The 19,521-nt window shown below is 38.7% G+C and carries 18 protein-coding genes and 1 pseudogene; 11 read left to right on the forward strand and 8 right to left on the reverse strand.

Features of this window, described 5'->3' with window-relative positions; all coding sequences use genetic code 11:
* Positions 1–153 precede the first annotated feature (153 nt).
* From glgB to SMSK564_RS05685, 6 genes are read left to right on the forward strand one after another with little or no spacing between them, the layout of a single operon-like run.
* The gene (gene glgB / locus SMSK564_RS05660) at positions 154–2,082 is read left to right on the forward strand and encodes a 1,4-alpha-glucan branching protein GlgB (RefSeq protein ID WP_000358394.1); all 1,929 of its coding nucleotides are present in this window, start codon (positions 154–156) and stop codon (positions 2,080–2,082) included.
* Complete coding sequence (locus tag SMSK564_RS05665; protein WP_000787249.1) at positions 2,072–3,214, forward strand: glucose-1-phosphate adenylyltransferase; 1,143 nt, start codon at positions 2,072–2,074, stop codon at positions 3,212–3,214. Before glgB ends, SMSK564_RS05665 begins: the two co-directional genes overlap by 11 nt.
* On the forward strand, positions 3,204–4,343 hold the full coding sequence (gene glgD / locus SMSK564_RS05670) for a glucose-1-phosphate adenylyltransferase subunit GlgD (RefSeq protein ID WP_000687038.1): 1,140 nt from the start codon (positions 3,204–3,206) through the stop codon (positions 4,341–4,343). The genes SMSK564_RS05665 and glgD overlap by 11 nt, the downstream gene beginning before the upstream one ends.
* Positions 4,340–5,773 (forward strand): glycogen synthase GlgA, encoded by a 1,434-nt coding sequence (gene glgA / locus SMSK564_RS05675; protein ID WP_000697320.1) that lies wholly within the window; start codon positions 4,340–4,342, stop codon positions 5,771–5,773. Before glgD ends, glgA begins: the two co-directional genes overlap by 4 nt.
* 58 nt (positions 5,774–5,831) lie before the next feature.
* Positions 5,832–6,476 (forward strand): phosphoserine phosphatase SerB, encoded by a 645-nt coding sequence (gene serB / locus SMSK564_RS05680; RefSeq protein ID WP_000084501.1) that lies wholly within the window; start codon positions 5,832–5,834, stop codon positions 6,474–6,476.
* Between the two features lie 8 nt (positions 6,477–6,484).
* Positions 6,485–7,600, forward strand: a complete 1,116-nt coding sequence (locus SMSK564_RS05685; RefSeq protein ID WP_000706445.1) for a glycerate kinase — start codon at positions 6,485–6,487, stop codon at positions 7,598–7,600.
* Here SMSK564_RS05685 and SMSK564_RS05690 read toward each other — a convergent pair.
* The gene (locus SMSK564_RS05690; RefSeq protein ID WP_000131074.1) at positions 7,597–8,043 is read right to left on the reverse strand and encodes a DUF1694 domain-containing protein; all 447 of its coding nucleotides are present in this window, start codon (positions 8,041–8,043) and stop codon (positions 7,597–7,599) included. The genes SMSK564_RS05685 and SMSK564_RS05690 overlap by 4 nt on opposite strands.
* 163 nt (positions 8,044–8,206) lie before the next feature.
* Between SMSK564_RS05690 and eno the strand changes: the two genes are divergently transcribed.
* Positions 8,207–9,511 carry a surface-displayed alpha-enolase gene (gene eno, locus SMSK564_RS05695; protein ID WP_000022819.1) on the forward strand — a complete coding sequence of 435 codons (1,305 nt, stop codon included), beginning with the start codon at positions 8,207–8,209 and terminating at the stop codon, positions 9,509–9,511.
* A gap of 142 nt (positions 9,512–9,653) precedes the next feature.
* Here the strand turns inward: eno and SMSK564_RS05700 are convergent, their stop codons facing one another.
* From SMSK564_RS05700 to metK, 5 genes and pseudogenes are all read right to left on the reverse strand, one after another.
* Positions 9,654–10,910 carry an ISL3 family transposase gene (locus SMSK564_RS05700; RefSeq protein ID WP_000436648.1) on the reverse strand — a complete coding sequence of 419 codons (1,257 nt, stop codon included), beginning with the start codon at positions 10,908–10,910 and terminating at the stop codon, positions 9,654–9,656.
* Between the two features lie 152 nt (positions 10,911–11,062).
* Positions 11,063–11,221, reverse strand: a pseudogene (locus SMSK564_RS05705) (integrase); the annotation flags it as partial.
* 262 nt (positions 11,222–11,483) lie between these two features.
* Positions 11,484–12,554 (reverse strand): tyrosine recombinase XerS, encoded by a 1,071-nt coding sequence (gene xerS / locus SMSK564_RS05710; RefSeq protein ID WP_000817857.1) that lies wholly within the window; start codon positions 12,552–12,554, stop codon positions 11,484–11,486.
* Between the two features lie 153 nt (positions 12,555–12,707).
* Positions 12,708–12,902 carry a hypothetical protein gene (locus SMSK564_RS05715; protein WP_033630764.1) on the reverse strand — a complete coding sequence of 65 codons (195 nt, stop codon included), beginning with the start codon at positions 12,900–12,902 and terminating at the stop codon, positions 12,708–12,710.
* A 149-nt stretch (positions 12,903–13,051) separates the two neighbouring features.
* On the reverse strand, positions 13,052–14,242 hold the full coding sequence (gene metK, locus SMSK564_RS05720) for a methionine adenosyltransferase (protein WP_000003942.1): 1,191 nt from the start codon (positions 14,240–14,242) through the stop codon (positions 13,052–13,054).
* Between the two features lie 447 nt (positions 14,243–14,689).
* On the opposite strand from metK, the gene SMSK564_RS05725 reads away from it, so the two are divergent.
* The 4 genes from SMSK564_RS05725 to SMSK564_RS05740 all read left to right on the forward strand — a co-directional run bounded on the left by SMSK564_RS05725 (position 14,690) and on the right by SMSK564_RS05740 (position 17,869).
* Positions 14,690–14,977, forward strand: coding sequence for a DUF3270 domain-containing protein (locus SMSK564_RS05725; protein WP_001145223.1), 288 nt, complete (start codon positions 14,690–14,692; stop codon positions 14,975–14,977).
* Between the two features lie 269 nt (positions 14,978–15,246).
* Positions 15,247–16,056, forward strand: a complete 810-nt coding sequence (locus SMSK564_RS05730) for a Cof-type HAD-IIB family hydrolase (protein ID WP_000593589.1) — start codon at positions 15,247–15,249, stop codon at positions 16,054–16,056.
* Positions 16,057–16,197: 141 nt separating this feature from the next.
* Positions 16,198–17,106 (forward strand): ATP-binding cassette domain-containing protein, encoded by a 909-nt coding sequence (locus SMSK564_RS05735; protein WP_000859689.1) that lies wholly within the window; start codon positions 16,198–16,200, stop codon positions 17,104–17,106.
* 10 nt (positions 17,107–17,116) lie between these two features.
* Complete coding sequence (locus SMSK564_RS05740) at positions 17,117–17,869, forward strand: ABC transporter permease (RefSeq protein WP_000581977.1); 753 nt, start codon at positions 17,117–17,119, stop codon at positions 17,867–17,869.
* A gap of 40 nt (positions 17,870–17,909) precedes the next feature.
* On the opposite strand, the gene SMSK564_RS05745 is transcribed toward SMSK564_RS05740, so the two are convergent.
* Both SMSK564_RS05745 and SMSK564_RS05750 read right to left on the reverse strand, forming a co-directional pair.
* On the reverse strand, positions 17,910–18,788 hold the full coding sequence (locus SMSK564_RS05745) for a sensor histidine kinase (protein ID WP_000221844.1): 879 nt from the start codon (positions 18,786–18,788) through the stop codon (positions 17,910–17,912).
* On the reverse strand, positions 18,785–19,486 hold the full coding sequence (locus SMSK564_RS05750; RefSeq protein ID WP_000101111.1) for a response regulator transcription factor: 702 nt from the start codon (positions 19,484–19,486) through the stop codon (positions 18,785–18,787). The genes SMSK564_RS05745 and SMSK564_RS05750 overlap by 4 nt, the downstream gene beginning before the upstream one ends.
* Positions 19,487–19,521: the final 35 nt, after the last annotated feature.

Below are 19,521 nucleotides of genomic sequence, written 5' to 3' on the forward strand. Positions count from 1 at the left end.
CTGAAAATTTCTTGATTTACAAGTGAACACATCAGTGAATTTGTTGAAGACTTTCAAAAGAATTTTTAGCAAATATAGTAATTTACTTGAATCTTATCTAAAAAGATAGTATAATAAAACTATAGAAAACGCTTACAAAAAATGGGAGGGTGTATGGATAAGAAAAAAGCTTTAGAAACTTTTATGACAGGTGAGAATTTTCACCTCCAGCATTATCTGGGAGCGCATAGGGAAGAAAAAGATGGTGAGTCTGGCTATACTTTCCGTGTGTGGGCACCTAATGCTCAGGCTGTTCACTTGGTAGGGGATTTCACCAATTGGGTAGAGAGTCAAATCCCAATGGAACGGAATGAATTTGGAGTCTGGGAAGTTTTTACCAGTCTTGCTCAAGAAGGCCAAATTTATAAGTACAATATTACACGTGCAAATGGTCATCAGCTGATGAAGATTGACCCTTTGGCTGTACGGTATGAGGCACGACCTGGTATTGGAGCGATTTTAACAGAGATTCCAGAGAAAAAATGGAAGGATGGACTCTGGTTAGCGCGTAGAAAACGATTGAGTTTTGAAGAGCGTCCGGTCAATATTTACGAAGTTCATGCTGGATCGTGGAAGAGAAACCCTGATGGCAGTCCCTATAGTTTTGGTCAACTGAAAGATGAGCTCATTCCTTACCTAGTTGAGATGAACTATACTCATATTGAGTTTATGCCTTTAATGTCCCACCCTCTCGGTCTGAGTTGGGGTTATCAGCTTATGGGATACTTTGCTTTAGAGCATGCTTATGGTCGTCCTGAAGAGTTTCAAGATTTTGTTGAGGAATGTCACTTAAACAATATTGGAGTCATTGTAGACTGGGTACCTGGTCACTTTACTATCAATGATGATGCCTTGGCCTATTATGATGGAACACCGACTTTTGAGTACCAAGACCATAATAAGGCTCATAACTATGGTTGGGGTGCGCTCAATTTTGACCTTGGAAAGAATGAAGTCCAGTCCTTCTTGATTTCTAGTATTAAGTTTTGGATTGACTTTTACCATTTGGACGGTATTCGCGTGGATGCGGTTAGTAACATGCTCTATCTTGACTATGATGATGCCCCATGGACGCCAAACAAGGATGGTGGTAATCTCAACTACGAGGGCTATTATTTCCTTCAACGCTTGAATGATGTCATTAAACAAGCTCATCCAGATGTGATGATGGTAGCTGAGGAAAGTTCATCAGCTACTCAGATTACTGACACCAAGGATTCAGATGGTCTTGGCTTTGACTACAAATGGAATATGGGCTGGATGAATGATATCCTCCGTTTCTACGAAGAAGATCCGATTTATCGTAAATACGACTTTAATTTGGTGACCTTCAGCTTTATGTATGTCTTCAAGGAGAATTATCTCCTACCATTCTCACACGATGAAGTGGTTCATGGCAAGAAGAGTATGATGCACAAAATGTGGGGAGATCGTTATAATCAATTCGCAGGTTTGCGCAATCTCTACACTTATCAAATTTGTCACCCTGGTAAGAAATTACTCTTCATGGGTAGTGAATATGGGCAATTCCTAGAATGGAAATCTGAGGAACAATTGGAATGGTCTAACCTTGAAGACTCAATGAATGCTAAGATGAAGTATTTCACTTCTCAGCTAAACCAGTTTTACAAAGACCATCGCTGTCTGTGGGAAATCGATACCAGTTATGATGGTATTGAAATCATTGATGCGGATAATCGAGATCAGAGCGTTCTTTCCTTCATCCGTAAGGATAAGAAGGACGACCTGCTAGTCTGTGTCTTTAACATGGCACCTGTTGAACGAAAAGATTTTACAATTGGACTGCCTGTCGCAGGGATTTACGAAGAAGTCTGGAATACTGAGTTAGAAGAGTGGGGAGGTGTCTGGAAAGAGCATAATCAAACTGTTCAAACGCAAGAAGGACTATGGAAGGATTATGAGCAGACCTTGACCTTTACCCTACCTGCTATGGGAGCTAGTGTATGGAAAATCAAGCGTCGCTTGAAATCTACTAAAACTGTCACAAGTAAAAACAAAAAAGGAGTAGAAAATGAAGAATGAAATGTTAGCTTTGATTCTTGCTGGTGGGCAAGGAACTCGTCTCGGTAAACTCACTCAAAGCATCGCAAAACCAGCTGTACAATTTGGTGGGCGCTACCGTATCATTGACTTTGCTCTCTCAAACTGTGCCAACTCAGGTATTCACAATGTTGGAGTCATTACACAGTACCAACCACTTGCTCTCAACAACCATATCGGGAATGGTTCAAGTTGGGGACTAGATGGTATCAATTCTGGTGTCTCTATTCTTCAACCTTATTCTGCAAGTGAAGGAAATCGTTGGTTTGAAGGAACTAGTCACGCTATTTATCAAAATATCGACTATATCGATAGTGTCAATCCAGAGTATGTTTTGATTCTTTCGGGTGACCATATCTATAAGATGGACTATGATGCCATGCTCCAGTCTCATAAGGATAATAATGCCAGTTTGACAGTAGCAGTTCTTGATGTTCCTCTTAAAGAAGCAAGTCGTTTTGGTATTATGAACACCGATGCCAATAACCGCATTGTTGAATTTGAAGAGAAACCAGCCCAACCTAAATCTACAAAGGCTTCTATGGGGATTTACATTTTTGATTGGCAACGTCTCCGCAATATGTTAGTAGCTGCTGAAAAGAGCAATGTGGATATGTCAGACTTCGGTAAAAATGTCATTCCAAATTACCTTGAGTCAGGTGAAAGTGTCTACGCTTACGAATTTAATGGTTACTGGAAAGATGTTGGTACTATCGAGTCGCTCTGGGAAGCCAACATGGAGTACATTTCTCCAGAAAATGCCTTGGATAGCCGTAACCGTCAATGGAAGATTTACTCAAGAAACTTGATTTCACCACCAAACTTCCTTGGTGCCAATGCTCACGTGGAAGATTCTTTGGTTGTTGATGGCTGTTTCGTTGATGGAACTGTTAAACACTCTATTCTTTCAACAGGTGCGCAAGTTCGCGAAGGAGCAGAAGTAGTAGATTCAGTTATCATGAGTGGAGCCATTATTGGACACGGAGCTAAAATCAAACGTGCTATTATTGGTGAAGGTGCAGTTATTTCTGATGGAGTCGAAATTGATGGAACAGAAGAAGTACAAGTTGTAGGATATAATGAAGTAGTGGGGGTAGCAACAGATGAAGATTGATAAATATTCTGCCATTTTAGGAAACACAGTTGGTTTTCATGATATGTCAACATTGACAGACCACCGTCCAGTAGCTAGTTTGCCATTTGGCGGTAAATATCGTTTGATTGACTTCCCGCTCTCAAGTCTTGCCAATGCTGGTGTTCGCAGTGTTTTTGGTATTTTTCAGCAGGATAATATTAGTTCTGTTTTTGACCATATCCGTTCAGGGCGTGAGTGGGGCTTGTCAACTCTTCTTAGTCACTATTATCTAGGAATTTATAATACACGCGTTGAGAGTAGCACAGTAGGAAAAGAATATTACCAACAGCTGCTCACCTATTTAAAACGCTCTGGGTCAAACCAAACAGTATCACTCAACTGTGATGTTTTGATTAATATTGATTTGAACCAAGTGTTCCACCTTCATAACACAACGAAGGGGCCTATTACAGTTGTTTATAAGAAACTTCCTAAGAAAGATATTTCAGAAGTCAACGCAATCTTGGAAGTAGATGAAACAGACCATGTTCGTTCTCACACGCTATTTGATAGAAAATCAACAGAAGAAATATTCAATATGTCTACAGATATTTTTGTTGTTGATACACCTTGGTTGATTGAACGCTTAGAAGAAGAAGCTAAGAAAGAACATCCAGAGAAATTGCGCTATGTTTTACGGGATTTAGCTGCCAAAGAAGGAGCTTTTGCCTACGAGTATACAGGCTACCTTGCAAATATTCACTCTGTAGAGTCTTATTACCAAGCTAATAAAGATATGCTTGAATCGCAAAAATTCTATTCTCTCTTCTCACCAAACCAAAAAATTTATACAAAGGTCAAAAATGAAGAACCAACTTACTATGCTAACACATCTAAGGTAAGTACTTCACAGTTTGCCTCTGGTAGTATCATTGAAGGTCAAGTGGCTAATTCCGTTCTATCACGTAATATTCATGTACATAAGGATAGCTTGGTTAAAGATAGCTTACTTTTCCCTCGTGTTGTTATTGGAGAAGGAGCTCAGGTAGAATACGCTATCTTGGATAAGGGTGTTGAAGTTGCGGATGGTGTTGTAATTCGAGGCACTGCAGAACATCCAGTTGTCGTCAAGAAAGGTGCTAAAGTAACAGAGGATATTCATTCATGAAAATTTTATTTGTAGCAGCAGAGGGTGCCCCCTTTTCAAAAACAGGTGGTTTGGGAGACGTCATTGGCGCTCTTCCCAAATCACTAGTAAAAGCGGGACATGAAGTGGCAGTTGTTTTACCCTACTATGACATGGTAGAGGCTAAATTTGGAAATCAGATTGAAGATGTTCTTCATTTTGAGGTAAATGTTGGTTGGCGCAGACAGTACTGTGGAATTAAGAAAACAGTACTAAATGGTGTGACCTTCTACTTTATTGACAACCAATATTATTTCTTCCGTGGCCATGTTTACGGTGATTTTGACGACGGAGAACGCTTTGCCTTTTTCCAACTCTCTGCTATTGAGGCTATGGAAAGAATTGACTTTATCCCTGACCTTCTCCATGTTCATGATTACCATACAGCCATGATACCATTCTTGTTAAAGGAAAAATACCGTTGGATTCAAGCTTATCAAGGAATTAAAACTGTTTTAACTATTCATAATTTGGAATTCCAAGGACAATTTTCAGAAGGAATGTTATGGGATTTGTTTGGAGTCGGTTTTGAACGTTATGCTGATGGTACCCTTCGCTGGAATAACTGTCTGAACTGGATGAAGGCTGGAATTCTTTATGCTGACCGTGTTTCAACCGTTTCACCTAGTTATGCTCATGAAATTATGACCAGTCAGTTCGGATGTAACTTGGATCAAATTCTTCGAATGGAATCTGGTAAAGTATCTGGTATCGTGAATGGGATTGATGCTGACCTGTATAATCCTCAGACGGATGCTCTTTTAGACTATCATTTTAATCAGGAAGATTTGTCTGGAAAAGCCCAGAATAAGGCAAAATTACAAGAGAGAGTTGGCTTGCCAGTTAGAGCTGACGTTCCACTGGTGGGAATTGTTTCTCGTTTGACACGTCAAAAAGGTTTTGATGTGGTGGTGGAAAGTCTGCACCATATCTTGCAAAATGACGTTCAGATTGTTCTTTTGGGAACTGGAGATCCAGCCTTTGAAGGAGCTTTCTCATGGTTTGCTCAAGTTTATCCTGACAAGTTATCAGCAAATATCACTTTTGATGTCAAACTAGCTCAAGAAATCTACGCTGCTTGTGACCTCTTCCTCATGCCGAGTCGTTTTGAACCGTGTGGCTTGTCTCAAATGATGGCTATGCGTTACGGAACCTTGCCATTGGTCCATGAAGTTGGTGGCTTGCGAGATACCGTTCGCGCTTTCAATCCAATCGAAGGAAGCGGTACTGGCTTTAGCTTTGACAATCTATCCCCTTACTGGTTGAATTGGACTTTCCAAACAGCATTGAACTTGTATAGAAACCATCCTGACGTTTGGAGAAACTTACAAAAACAAGCTATGGAGTGTGATTTCTCATGGGATACAGCCTGCAGGTCATACCTTGACTTGTACCATAGTTTAGTTAATTAATAGATAAAATCGTATGATGACTTCATACGATTTTTGGGCTGTTTAGAGAGGAGAACTGATGTCTCAAGTAAAAGGCTTGTGTGTTATGGATGTAGATGGAACCCTAATCCTAGAAGAAGTGATTGATCTTTTGGGAAGAGAGGTAGGTCGTGAGGAGGAAATTTCGCTGATTACAAGTCGGGCAATGCAAGGAGAGTTGGACTTTGAAAGCAGTTTACGAAAAAGAGTGTCCTTGTTGGAAGGTCTTCCTGTTTCGGTTTTTGATAAAGTCTTCAACACTATTCATCTAACGCCAAATGCCCAGGAATTCATTTCCATTCTCCAAAAGAATGGAATCCTAGTTGGTCTGGTGTCCGGTGGATTTACTCCAATAGTTGAGAGATTAGCAAAATCCCTCGACATTGCCTATTTCTCTGCCAACCAACTTGAAGTCAAAGACGGTTTTCTAACAGGAAAGTTAGTTGGACAAATTATTAATCCCGAAGTCAAAAAAGCAACTCTGGAAAAATGGACAGAGGAACTAAAACTTTCTAAAGAAAGAACGATTGCAATCGGTGATGGGGCCAATGACCTATTAATGTTGAAGTCGGCGGGGCTAGGAATCGCCTTTTGTGCCAAAGAAGTGCTCAAAAAAGAAATACAACATCATGTTGACAAGAGGGATTTTTTAGAAGTTCTTCCTTTGATTGACTGGTTAGAATGAGGGAAAATATGAAGATTGTAATTGCACCAGATTCATTTAAGGAAAGCTTGACAGCTCAACAGGTAGCTGAATCAATAAAAAGAGGCTTCCAACAATCGATAGCAGATGTAGAATGCCTCCTCTGCCCTGTTGGTGATGGTGGCGAAGGTACAGTAGATTCCATTCGACATTCTCTTGATCTTGAAGAAAATTGGTTACAAGTGACAGGCCCTTTTGGACAGAAAGAAGAAATGCGCTATTTTCAAAAAGGTCAACTGGCACTATTTGAAGTTGCTGATTTAATTGGCCTTGAAAAAATTCCGATAGAGAAACGAAATCCACTTCAAATCCAAACTTGTGGTATTGGAGAGTTGATTCGTCATCTCATTGCTCAAGGGATTAAAGAAATCTATATCGGCGTTGGTGGCACGGCCAGTAATGATGGGGGTATTGGGATTGCTGCTGGTTTAGGTTATCAATTTTATGATAAGAATGGAAATGTCTTACCCGCTTGCGGTCAATCCTTATTGAACTTAGCTTCTGTTTCAATAGAAAATCGCTATGAAATTCCAGAAGATGTTCAAATTCGTATTTTAGCAGATGTCGTGAGTCCCTTATGTGGATATCAAGGTGCGACCTACACTTTTGGCAAGCAAAAAGGTTTACATCCTGCTATGTTTCCAGTCCTAGATCAGGCAATACAAGATTTTTATGAAAAAGCCTCACCTGTAACATTGGAAATTAAAGGAGCAGGAGCTGGTGGAGGCCTTGCTGGCGGTTTGTGTGCCTTTGCTCAGGCAAATATCGTGTATGGAATTGATACCTGCTTGAACTTAATCAACTTTGATAAGAAAGTTTTACATGCTGACTTGGTTGTTGTAGGAGAAGGAAAGCTAGATCGTCAAAGTTTAGCAGGTAAAGCCCCTATAGGTGTTGCAAAAAGAACCCCTGTCGGAGTTCCTGTCATTGCTATTTGTGGTAGTCTTGCTGAAGATTTACCTTCCCCACCATTTGAAAATATCCAAGCAGCTTTTTCTATTTTAGAGAAAAGCGAACCTTTAGAAGATAGTTTGAAAAATGCCAGCCTCTATCTGGAGCGCACGGCAGCCAATATCGGGCACTTATTAACTATGCGCAAGATTTAGCCAAACCATTTTTTCCATAAGGATGTTTTGGATGGTTCTTCCTTTTTAACTTCCCAAAGTTTTGCAAAAGCAAGTCGAAGATTCTTTTCTTCTACTTGTACTGGTGCATTACTATGGATAATCAGGCCAAAAGGAGAAGAAGTATGCTCTTCAGATACAATGGTAGCTTGACTATCAGTTTCTTTTGCTTCTTTTAAGTAGAAAACTTGTTTGTCAAATTCGATAGTTGGTGAAATCTTCACAAATAGTGGCTCTGCTTTTTCCTGAAGGTTTTCTAAAATGGATAAAAAGCCTTTTTCTAACTGCGGGCTATTTGCTGTGTCAATATCTGCATATCCAAGAACTCTTTCCTCAAAGGTACCAAGATAGCGTCTTTGCTCATCAGGATTTAATTTTGCTCCACCATGAGCTTTTTCAAGTAATTGTTTTGATAAATCTGTCATGAAAACAGTATATCATAAAAGTTGGAATAAAACAGACAAAAGAAAGCGATTACTTTATAAAGTTAAGGAAAATTTGCACAAAGATAACGTTTTTTCTTGAAAAAGGAGGGGTTTTAAGGTATTATAGAGGTGTAAAAAATTTAACTCATAAGGAGAGTAAAAAATGTCAATTATTACTGATGTTTACGCTCGCGAAGTCCTAGACTCACGCGGTAACCCAACACTTGAAGTAGAAGTTTATACTGAATCAGGTGCTTTCGGACGTGGTATGGTTCCATCAGGAGCTTCTACTGGTGAACACGAAGCAGTTGAACTTCGCGACGGTGACAAATCTCGTTACGGTGGTCTTGGTACACAAAAAGCTGTTGACAACGTAAACAACATCATTGCTGAAGCTATCATTGGCTACGATGTACGTGATCAACAAGCTATCGACCGTGCTATGATCGCTCTTGACGGTACTCCTAACAAAGGTAAATTGGGTGCAAATGCAATCCTTGGTGTGTCTATCGCTGTAGCTCGTGCTGCTGCTGACTACCTTGAAATCCCACTTTACAGCTACCTAGGTGGATTCAACACTAAAGTTCTTCCAACTCCAATGATGAACATCATCAACGGTGGTTCTCACTCTGACGCTCCAATCGCTTTCCAAGAATTCATGATCGTACCTGCTGGTGCGCCATCATTCAAAGAAGCTCTTCGTTGGGGTGCTGAAATCTTCCATGCTCTTAAGAAAATCCTTAAATCTCGTGGTTTGGAAACAGCCGTAGGTGACGAAGGTGGATTCGCTCCTCGTTTTGAAGGAACTGAAGACGGAGTTGAAACTATCCTTGCTGCTATCGAAGCTGCTGGATATGTTCCTGGTAAAGACGTATTTATCGGATTTGACTGTGCTTCATCAGAATTCTACGATAAAGAACGTAAAGTTTACGACTACACTAAATTCGAAGGTGAAGGAGCAGCTGTACGTACTGCTGCAGAACAAATCGACTACCTTGAAGAATTGGTAAACAAATACCCAATCATCACTATCGAAGATGGTATGGATGAAAATGACTGGGACGGTTGGAAAGCTCTTACTGCACGTCTTGGTGGTAAAGTTCAATTGGTTGGTGACGACTTCTTCGTAACAAACACTTCTTACCTTGAAAAAGGTATTGCAGAAGGTGCTGCTAACTCAATCCTTATCAAAGTTAACCAAATCGGTACTCTTACTGAAACATTCGACGCTATCGAAATGGCGAAAGAAGCTGGTTACACTGCCGTTGTATCACACCGTTCAGGTGAAACAGAAGATTCAACAATCGCTGACATCGCAGTTGCAACTAACGCAGGACAAATCAAGACTGGTTCACTTTCACGTACAGACCGTATCGCTAAATACAACCAATTGCTTCGCATCGAAGACCAACTTGGTGAAGTAGCAGAATACCGTGGATTGAAATCATTCTACAATTTGAAAAAATAAAATAGTTCAGTGAACTATTTTATCCCGAACCTTGAAATTCAAAAGTTCGGCCGTTGATTTAACAACGTTTCTAGCCCCTCGGATTTTATCCGAAGGGCTATTTTTGTAGGTTCTTTGTCAACTGTAGTGGGTTGAAGAAAAGCTAAGCTCTAGAAAGGACAAATTTCGTCCTTTCTTTTTTGATATTCAGAGCGATAAAAATTCGTTTTTTGAAGTTTTCGAAGTTCCGAAAACCAAAGGCATTGCGCTTGATAAGTTTGATAAGATTATTAGTTGCTTCCAGTTTGGCGTTTGAATAGGAGAATTGAAGAGCGTTGACGATTTTCTCTTTGTTCTTTAGAAAGGTTTTAAAGACAGTCTGAAAAAGAGGATGAACCTTCTTTAGATTGTCTTCAATGAGACCGAAAAATTTCTCTGGTTCCTTATTCTGAAAGTGAAAAAGCAAGAGCTGATAGAGATGATAGTGGTGTTTCAAGTCTTCTGAATAGCTCAAAAGCTTGTCTAGGATTTCTTTATTGGTTAAGTGCATACGAAAAGTAGGACGATAAAAACGCTTATCACTGAGTTTACGACTATCCTGTTGAATGAGCTTCCAGTAGCGCTTGATAGCCTTGTATTCATGGGATTTTCGCTCAAACTGATTTATGATTTGAACACGCACACGACTCATAGCACGACTTAAGTGTTGAACAATGTGAAAGCGATCAAGAACGATTTTAGCACACGGAAAAAGCTGTTTAGCCAAGTCATAGTAAGGGCTAAACATATCCATAGTAATGATTTTTACCTGACAACGAACAGCGCGATTGTAGCGCAGAAAATGATTTCTTATGATAGCCTGTGTTCTACCTTCAAGAACAGTGATGATATTGAGATTGTCAAAATCTTGCGCAATGAAACTCATTTTTCCCTTTGTAAAGGCATATTCGTCCCAGGACATAATCTTAGGCAGACGAGAAAAATCATGCTTAAAACGGAAGTCATTGAGCTTGCGAATGACAGTTGAAGTTGAAATGGCCAGCTGATGAGCAATATTGGTCATAGAAGTCTTTTCAATTAGCTTCTGGGCAATCTTTTGGTTGATGATACGAGGGATTTGGTGATTCTTCTTGACGAGAGAAGTCTCAGCGACCATCATTTTAGAGCAATGATAGCACTTGAATCGACGTTTTCTAAGGAGGATTCTAGTAGGCATACCAGTAGTTTCAAAGTAAGGAACCTTAGACGGTTTTTGAAAGTCATATTTTTTCATTTGACTTCCGCAATCAGGACAAGATGGAGCCTCATAATCCAGTTTAGCGATGATTTCCTTGTGTGTATCTCTATTAATGACATCCATAAATTGGATATTAGGCTCTTTAATGTCTAGTAATTTTGTGATAAAATGTAATTGTTCCATATGATTCTTTCTAATGAGTTGTTTAGTCGCTTTTCATTATAGGTCATATGGGGCTTTTTTTCTACACAAAAATAGGCTCCATATGGGATTTACCCACTACAAATATTATAGAGCCTTTTTGTATTTAGGGGGCAAAAAAGGGGCAAAACTTTTTAAAAAATCTTTTTCATAACTTTATCCAGCACATTGATTGCTTCATCTTTCATGTTCTTCGTGACGTGGGTATAGATGGAATTAGTAACATCAGAATCAGAATGTCCAACCCTATCCATGATTGTTTTTAGCGGATTTTTATTTTCTGATAAAATATTGGACATCGCAGGCAGCATGTTTTTATAAGTGCTCAATTTGATTTATTTTTGTGGAATCCTCTTATTTTGAGATGAATACCAATTATAAGTGATTTGCATATCCAGGATATTACAAAGAAAGGCAAGCTAGTGTCCACATAAATTTTATTTCATATTTTTTAAAGCTGTTTACTCTGTTAGCAAATTGTATCTTATATGATCAAATAAGATTAATAGTTTATTGAATCTTTTCCTGTTTTTTACATAATTTATTTTATGTATTTTATAAACTATCTAGAGCATTCTTTTGTTCATCATTAACGATATGGGTATAGAGGTCAGTGACTTGTGTACTGGCGTGACCTAGCTGGTGACTGACTAAAACTTGTGATTTAGTAGCATCATAGAGCCTAGTTGCTAGGGTATGGCGCAGTTTATGGGGTGTTACACGCACTTTGAAGTCCTCAGAGTATTTAGCAACCATTTTCTCAACGCTGGAAGCATCGATACGATTAGGAACACTTCTGTAGAGTGTCAAAAAAAGGGCTGTATCTGTTTTTTCCGTCTTATAGCGTTGATTTCGAATGGCTAGATAATTCTCTAGATAAGGCTTAGCAAAGGCAGCGACATTGACCGAGTCACGTTTGCCACCTTTTCGAGTGACATCAATAACCATCATCTTGAGATTGAGATCTCTTAGATCCAGATTAACAGCTTCAGATAAGCGAACACCCGATGCCAAGAGAAGGGCAATAATGGCCAAATCACGTTCTTTATTTTTGTTGAATGATGAGAGAGCCCGATTAGAGAGCTGTTGTGGGTAATCTTGGTCTATATAAGTCAGAAACCTTTCTGTTTCATCACCTAGAAAGAGCTTTTGCTTGATGTTTTCAGCTCTAGCAGCAAGTGTTTCTTTCTTTTTCTTAGTTGAAACTTTCTTCATTACATTTCGATAGAAATAAGGTTCTCCCTGGTCGTTTTCAACTTCCTCGGTCAGATATTTGTAAAGACTGGAAAGAGCTGATAAGGTCCGATTGATGGTCGTTTGGGAAACGCCTTGCTTGGTTGTATTGGCATTCAGCAAAGGACGTTCTCGAAGATAAAGGATAAAAGCCTCCATATCTTTTTTTGACATATTTTCTAAGACCGATAAAGGGATATCGGACATTTTATCAGCGTTTGAGATACCAGACTCTAAAACCCAGCTAAAAAATCGATCATATTCCTTGAGGTATTCGTACAAGGTTGTAAAACTGTAAGGAACAGCAAGCTTAGATTGGTAGTATTCAAGAACATACCAGGGCATGATTTGTTTTAGTTTGTCGATTCGTTCCAGTAAAATCTCACGTTTCATGTATTTTCTCCATAAATTAGTCTACAAGTAGTATATCATAGATTTATATATTTTTCAAGAAAATTATAGTTTTTCGGAAAGATGTTATGGGAGTTTCTTAAGTGATAAAAAAGACTTAAACCTGTGTAAGACAAATCTAAATCTTTGGAGTTATTATTGTGAATCATTATCTAGTGCTTTTTCTAGTTTCCAAATACCAAACCAGAATGAAATAGTCAGCAGAATAAGGAAAATAAAAAAGAGATTATCAGTAACGATACTTCTGTTCATTCTACATAACTGAAGAGCTATATAAGGAGCTATGAGATACAAAATACATTGTATAATTGCTATTGTTTTCTTTTTCATGATTTTAATCTTACTGTACAGATTTGATACAGTAAACTCCTTTCTAGCTTTTATGGTTTACTATTTCTAACTTAATCATAGTCTTATCAATTATTTGTATGTGAAATGTTTTATCAGTAAAAAAGAGGGGAAGTCCCCCTCTCAAGATTTTATTTGACTGCTTCTTTCAAAGCGTCTACCTTGTCCAAGCGTTCCCATGGAAGGTCAATATCTGTACGTCCCATGTGTCCATAAGCTGCTGTTTGACGGTAGATTGGACGTTTAAGATCCAACATTTGGATAATTCCTGCAGGACGAAGGTCAAAGATTTGACGAGCCGCTTTTTCAAGTTTACTTTCAGCTACTGTTCCTGTACCAAAGGTATCGATACGAACAGAAACAGGTTGGGCAACACCGATAGCGTAGGCCAATTGCACTTCTGCCTTCTTAGCAAGACCGGCTGCAACGATATTCTTTGCAATATAGCGAGCCGCATATGACGCAGAACGGTCTACCTTAGTCGCATCTTTACCAGAGAAGGCACCACCACCATGACGAGAGTAGCCACCATAAGTATCTACGATAATCTTACGACCAGTCAGACCTGAGTCCCCTTGAGGTCCACCGATTACAAAACGACCAGTAGGATTGATGAAGAATTTTGTTTGCTCATCCAAGTAAGAGGCTGGAATAACTTCTTTGATAACCTTGTTGATGACATCATTGTGAATTTGTTCGTTGCTGACTTCTGGATCGTGCTGAGTTGAAATAACAACTGTGTCCACACGTACTGGACGGTCATTTTCATCGTACTCAACCGTAACTTGTGATTTAGCATCTGGGCGAAGATAGCTAATTTCCCCAGACTTGCGAAGTTCTGCCAGACGACGAACCAATTTATGACTGAGTGAGATTGGCAATGGCATGAGCTCTTCTGTTTCATCCACTGCAAATCCAAACATGAGCCCTTGGTCACCAGCACCAATCAAGTCAAGTGGGTCTTGATCAGCATTTCCACGGACCTCCAAGGCTTCATTAACACCTTGGGCGATATCCGGTGACTGCTCAACAAGTGACGGATGGACTCCCACCGTCTCAGCAGAAAAACCATATTCTGTATTGGTATAGCCAATCTCTGCAATGGTATCACGAACCACACGGTTAATATCCACATAAGCATTTGTAGATATTTCACCAAAAACGTGGACAGAACCAGTATATACAGCTGTTTCAGCAGCAACGTGCGCCTCTGGATCCTTTGCTAGAATAGCATCCAAAATCGCATCTGAAATTTGGTCTGCAATCTTATCTGGATGCCCCTCAGATACAGATTCAGACGTGAATAATTTACGTTCTGACATAAAAATGTCCCCCCTTAAAAATAGTGTTATAGAGTTACAAAGTACTGATAGGAAAACTCTTAGTGATAAATACCTACCATCTTATCGGGACTATATAACTTTACCATTATACCATTTTTAAGCGCAATTTGCAGTCTATATACTCAATAAAAATCAAAGAACAGCTTTTTGATTGTAGATAAAACTGACTAAATTAGTAACATATACCTAATACAAGATGACGCTAACTTGTTTTGAAGAATATTAATGTACTGTTTCAATTTCTACTAATCTATTTTCAATAGGTGTTTAACAACCTTAATATTATGCGTACTATTATTTTCAAACTATCGTGTCCTGAACAATAGTTTGAAAATGAAAAGGGACTTTATTCTTTTTGTAACCTTACTGTAATAATTATCCGATTAAAAAATGATAAAATAGGTATGTACAGTTAAGGAGAGAATAATGCCTGTAAGAAAATTACAATCCTATGAGGTAGACTATCAAGAAGAATTAAATCATCAGATTCCTCGCTATCAAGATTATACACCTGAAGCACAATCTGATGCCAATCTCAAGGAAATCCTATTTTTTGTTAATATTGCTGTTTTTTGTATCTGTGTTGCTATCTTTAGTTTTATCTTTTTAGCATTAAAATTATCAACTGCTCTTGCATTTGTCGCAGCAATCGGATTTAGCTTACTTGTTTTAAAAGTCCAACGCTCTATTATCAAACGAAAATTTAGAAGATAAATCATACCCCACGTCTAATCAAGTTGATTTGTAAAAAATTAAGGAAAACAGAGGATTTAAGATGGAAAATGTGTTATTCATCTTAAATCCTCTGTTTTTTTGACCAGCTTGCCAAATATAATTATCTACTTAATTGAATAACGTGTAACCTTTTCTAATAAACATTCTCCAAACATCCTAAACTGTAAAATCAATTAGCCCCAAGCTTCCTATCAATTTCTTCTCCAAAATATGCTATAATAATACCAAAAGAAAAAGAAGGAAAACCTATGATTAAACTATTAGCCTTGGATATGGATGGAACCCTCCTCAATGAAGCCAAGGAAATCCCACAAGCTCATATTACTGCTATTCATCAAGCTATTGAAAAAGGTGTCAAACTAGTTCTCTGTACGGGTCGCCCGCTTTTCGGTGTCCTCCCCTACTATAAAAAACTGGGACTTGACCTCCAGAATGAGTATGTCATTGTTAACAACGGTTGTTCAACTCACCAGACAAGTGACTGGGGACTAGTTGACTGGCAAGAACTTAGTCCAGCAGACATAGAATACCTCTATGACCTAGCTGAAAAAAGTGATGTTCAGTTGACTCTTTTTGATGAGGAGCATTATTTTGTCCTCGGTGGCAAGCCCAATCAAGTCATCCAAAATGATGCCAAGCTAGTCTTTTCAGACCTGACTGAAATTTCTCTTGAGGAAGCGATCAGTGGCAAATATCGCATGTTTCAAGGTATGTTTTTGGGGACAAAAGAGCAAACAGACGATTTTGAGAAGCGTTTTGCTGGGGAACTCTGTCAACGATTTAGTGGAGTTCGTTCGCAGCCTGTCATTTATGAAGCTATGCCACTTGGAACGACAAAGGCTACCGCTCTTTCTCGACTAGCAGATATTTTGAAGATTGATTCCTCAGAAATCATGGCCATGGGTGATGCTAATAACGATATAGAAATGCTCCAGTTTGCAGGGCTTGGAATTGCAATGGGAAATGCCAGCGATTATGTCAAATCCCTAGCTGATGACGTTACAGCCAGCAACGAAGAAGACGGCGTTGCGCGTGCCATTGAGAAATATATTTTATAATTAAGAAGCCCAGTTCTTATCAACTGGGTTTTGATATTTAAGAATTCCTAAAACTTTAGAAACTCTTTAGAAATCCTTGAGCTTTCTTTGATTTCTATGCTTTATACTAGAGTTATCAAAATAAATCAAAAGGAGAGAATCATGAAAACAGTACTCGGCATTCATGGATTGTCCAAAAACTTTGACAAACAAGCTATCCTTCAGGATCTTCATCTAACGATAAGAGAGGGAGATATCTATGGACTTATCGGAAAGAATGGAGCTGGGAAAACCACCTTAATAAAAATTATTACGCAACTACTCTTTGCGGATAAAGGAACTATTTCCCTCTTCTCTAGCCAAACGGAAAATGAGTGGACCAAAGCTCTATCTCGAGTAGGTTCAGTGATTGAATCACCTGTAGCTCATAATCACTTAACAGCTTATCAAAATCTGAAATATTACTGTATGATTCGTCATATTCCAAATGCTGATCAAGTCATTCGAGAAACCCTAGACTATGTAGGTTTGACAGATACAGGTAAAAAAGTCTTTCGAGATTTCTCTCTTGGAATGAAACAAAGACTTGGTATTGCCATTGCCCTCCTATCCAAACCAGATTTCCTAATCTTAGATGAACCTATCAATGGTCTCGACCCAATCGGTATCAAAGAATTTCGACTCATGATTCAACGACTCAATCAAGAACAAGGGATCACCATTCTCATCTCTAGCCATATCTTGTCAGAACTCTACCTCGTAGCTAATCGTTTTGGTATTTTAGATCAAGGCAAGGTTATCCGTGAAATCAGCAAAGCTGAATTTGAAACACTAAGTGAGGATTATATTGTTCTTAAGACAGCTGATCAAGAGAAAGCTTGTCAAGTATTGAAAGAACAAATCCAGCTCCAGTTCAAGGTTGTTAATCCTGAAAATGAAATCCATATCTTTGGTCAGGAACAAGATGTCAAACAGATTCTCAAGGAATTAACCTTGGCAGATGTTGCCATTGACGAGATTTACTATGCCCGTCAAAACCTAGAAGAATACTTCACTCAATTGGTCGAATAGGAGAAAAATCATGATACATACCATTCAAGCAGACTTTTACCGTCTTTTCCGTTCCAAAGGATTCTGGATTACAGAGTTCATTCTCTTTGTACTCATGTTAATGGGGGCTGTTTTTGGAGCTACTGGCCATCTGATGGCAATCAATACAGAAGAGCCAGAAATTCCAACCCATGGTTGGGACGGTGTACAAGCCCTGATTAACGCATCTAGTCAAGGTTCAAACCTCGTTTTTCTCTGTATTGTTCTAACTTGTCTCGTTCTCGGTGTTGATTTAATCGGAAAGCTCTATAAAAATAGTTTGACAGTAGGGGTTTCTCGTACAGAGTTTTTCCTTGCCAAAGCCTTTGTAGTGGCTTGTATTGCACTCTTGCAACTTATCATCAGCCTTGTGATTGCCTTTATTCCAGCAACTATCTTAAATGGATTTGGAACTATGCCTGATGGCTTTATTGGCAATCTACTGATAACCATTTCCCTTCAATTCCTTTGCCTCCTTGCTTGGCTTTCCATTGTTTCCTTCATTCTCTATGTTAGTCATTCTTATCTTGCTGTATTTATTGGTTATTTGGTCAGCTCTATCTTACTTTCTATGCCAATGATCATCTTCCCAAGTATCAAAATTTTGCCATATTTATCATTGCAGTTTTTCTATGCTATGACTGCTAATAGTGAGTCAATTCTCTACACACTTATAGTTAGCTTAGCTGTTATTGTAATCTTTAATATAGGTGGATTGACAGTTTTCAAAAAGAAAAGTCTATAAAAAATGACCTCCTCTAGCCTACAGAGGAGGTTTCTTTTTGTTAAAAGTAAATAAAAACTGACAACCACTGCCCATCTGTGCTTAGTTTCATCTCTGCACCGAGAAGATGGCATAATTCCTCAGTGATATAAAGGCCTAAACCAGAGGATTCTTCCGTATCAGATAGATTTTCAGAATAAAAACAGTTGCTGAGATTTTCTATTTTTTTAATGGGCTGTTTGACAAGGTTTGCAATCTCTAAGACAAGCTGTTCCTTTTCCTTTCTCAAAGATAGACGAGCTTCTTCCTTACCATGCTTGAGGACATTTCCAAGCAAATTTTGTAAAATTCGATCCAGTAAGTCTTCATCAGTCCTCATTTTCAGACCAGTTTCAACCTCAAAATCAAGCGTGATATTTGCCGCCTGAAAAACATCATAATAAGCCAGAGTCTTTTTGGTGATAAAAGCTGAAAAATCCACTTCTTCCAGTTTCGGTTTGACAGCTCCTTCCATCAAACGACGGTATTCTAGGAGAGCCTCCAAACGTTTGGAAACTAAATCAAGATGCTGGGCTATTTTTTGTAAGGTTTCTGCTTTGTCTTCAGGAGATTTTATCAATTGTTGGGTGTAGCCTGAAGCGATAGTCAAAGGCGTCCGAATATCATGGGCGATATTGCTGATGGCCATATCCAGAGTCTGCTTTTCTCTTTTCATAACCAACCGAGATTGTTCTACTTCCTGAAATAAATTCTCAATCTGCTGGTAGAGATGTAAAAAATGTTTGGAAAAAATGCTGATTCCGACTCTTTTCATACTACCTGTGAGAATCTTGTCTTCAATCTGTTGACTCAAGTTTTTAAGTGCTATATGGTAGCGAATCAATGAAATCGATAAAATAATCAGGAGTACCAGTAGAACAAAGATTATCATGTAGGTCATTGCTTGTCTCCTTTTAATCTTACCCCAACTCCCCAGATGGTTTCAATATATTCTTGATGTGGGTCAAGCTGGTTTAATTTTTTACGAAGATTACTCAAATGCGTATTGAGGGTATTATCTCCAGGTAGATAGCTCTCCTCCCAGACCAATTCATAAAGTTCTTCTTTTGTAAAAATTTTCTTAGGGTGTTTAAGGAGAGTTTGGAGAATCAAGCATTCTTTCTTAGCAAGGCGAATCGTTTCCTGACTATTTTTAATTTCAAAACTTTCTGCATCGAACTGGATATTTTTCAAGTTTTGTGGCAGATTTTCAGTTTTTCCTATTCCCATAGGCTGTTTTTCTGCGCTTTGACGTAATTGAACAGTAACTCTGGCAAAGACTTCGTCCAAATCAAAAGGTTTGACTATGTAATCATTGGCACCGTCTAAGAGGTATTGACTGATTAACTTCTTATCGCTCAAAGCTGTTAGCATAATGACTGGAGTTTGACTTTGTTCCCTGATGGCTTTTAAAACCTGATCCCCATTTTTCCCAGGAAGCATGATATCTAGCAAAACGAGGTCAATCCCACCTTGGTCAAAAAGCATGATTCCTTCAGTTCCTGAAAAGGCTTGAATCACCTCATGCTCCTCAGTAAGAAGTGTTCGCAAAATCTCTTGAATGTCACTATTATCTTCAATAACCAATATCCTAGCCATAAACACCAACCTTTCTGCAACTATTATAGCATGTT

This window comes from Streptococcus mitis SK564 (assembly GCF_000148525.1).
Taxonomy (GTDB): Bacteria; Bacillota; Bacilli; order Lactobacillales; family Streptococcaceae; genus Streptococcus; species Streptococcus mitis_H.

Coding starts and splice junctions, on each gene's coding strand:
- SMSK564_RS05740 (WP_000581977.1), top strand. CDS start 17,117: ATGATACATACCATTCAAGCAGACTTTTACCGTCTTTTCCGTTCCAAA.
- SMSK564_RS05685 (WP_000706445.1), top strand. CDS start 6,485: ATGAAGATTGTAATTGCACCAGATTCATTTAAGGAAAGCTTGACAGCT.
- SMSK564_RS05750 (WP_000101111.1), bottom strand. CDS start 19,486: ATGGCTAGGATATTGGTTATTGAAGATAATAGTGACATTCAAGAGATT.
- xerS (WP_000817857.1), bottom strand. CDS start 12,554: ATGAAACGTGAGATTTTACTGGAACGAATCGACAAACTAAAACAAATC.
- SMSK564_RS05700 (WP_000436648.1), bottom strand. CDS start 10,910: ATGGAACAATTACATTTTATCACAAAATTACTAGACATTAAAGAGCCT.
- SMSK564_RS05665 (WP_000787249.1), top strand. CDS start 2,072: ATGAAGAATGAAATGTTAGCTTTGATTCTTGCTGGTGGGCAAGGAACT.
- serB (WP_000084501.1), top strand. CDS start 5,832: ATGTCTCAAGTAAAAGGCTTGTGTGTTATGGATGTAGATGGAACCCTA.
- SMSK564_RS05715 (WP_033630764.1), bottom strand. CDS start 12,902: ATGAAAAAGAAAACAATAGCAATTATACAATGTATTTTGTATCTCATA.
- glgD (WP_000687038.1), top strand. CDS start 3,204: ATGAAGATTGATAAATATTCTGCCATTTTAGGAAACACAGTTGGTTTT.
- SMSK564_RS05745 (WP_000221844.1), bottom strand. CDS start 18,788: ATGACCTACATGATAATCTTTGTTCTACTGGTACTCCTGATTATTTTA.
- glgA (WP_000697320.1), top strand. CDS start 4,340: ATGAAAATTTTATTTGTAGCAGCAGAGGGTGCCCCCTTTTCAAAAACA.
- metK (WP_000003942.1), bottom strand. CDS start 14,242: ATGTCAGAACGTAAATTATTCACGTCTGAATCTGTATCTGAGGGGCAT.
- glgB (WP_000358394.1), top strand. CDS start 154: ATGGATAAGAAAAAAGCTTTAGAAACTTTTATGACAGGTGAGAATTTT.
- eno (WP_000022819.1), top strand. CDS start 8,207: ATGTCAATTATTACTGATGTTTACGCTCGCGAAGTCCTAGACTCACGC.
- SMSK564_RS05690 (WP_000131074.1), bottom strand. CDS start 8,043: ATGACAGATTTATCAAAACAATTACTTGAAAAAGCTCATGGTGGAGCA.
- SMSK564_RS05735 (WP_000859689.1), top strand. CDS start 16,198: ATGAAAACAGTACTCGGCATTCATGGATTGTCCAAAAACTTTGACAAA.
- SMSK564_RS05725 (WP_001145223.1), top strand. CDS start 14,690: ATGCCTGTAAGAAAATTACAATCCTATGAGGTAGACTATCAAGAAGAA.
- SMSK564_RS05730 (WP_000593589.1), top strand. CDS start 15,247: ATGATTAAACTATTAGCCTTGGATATGGATGGAACCCTCCTCAATGAA.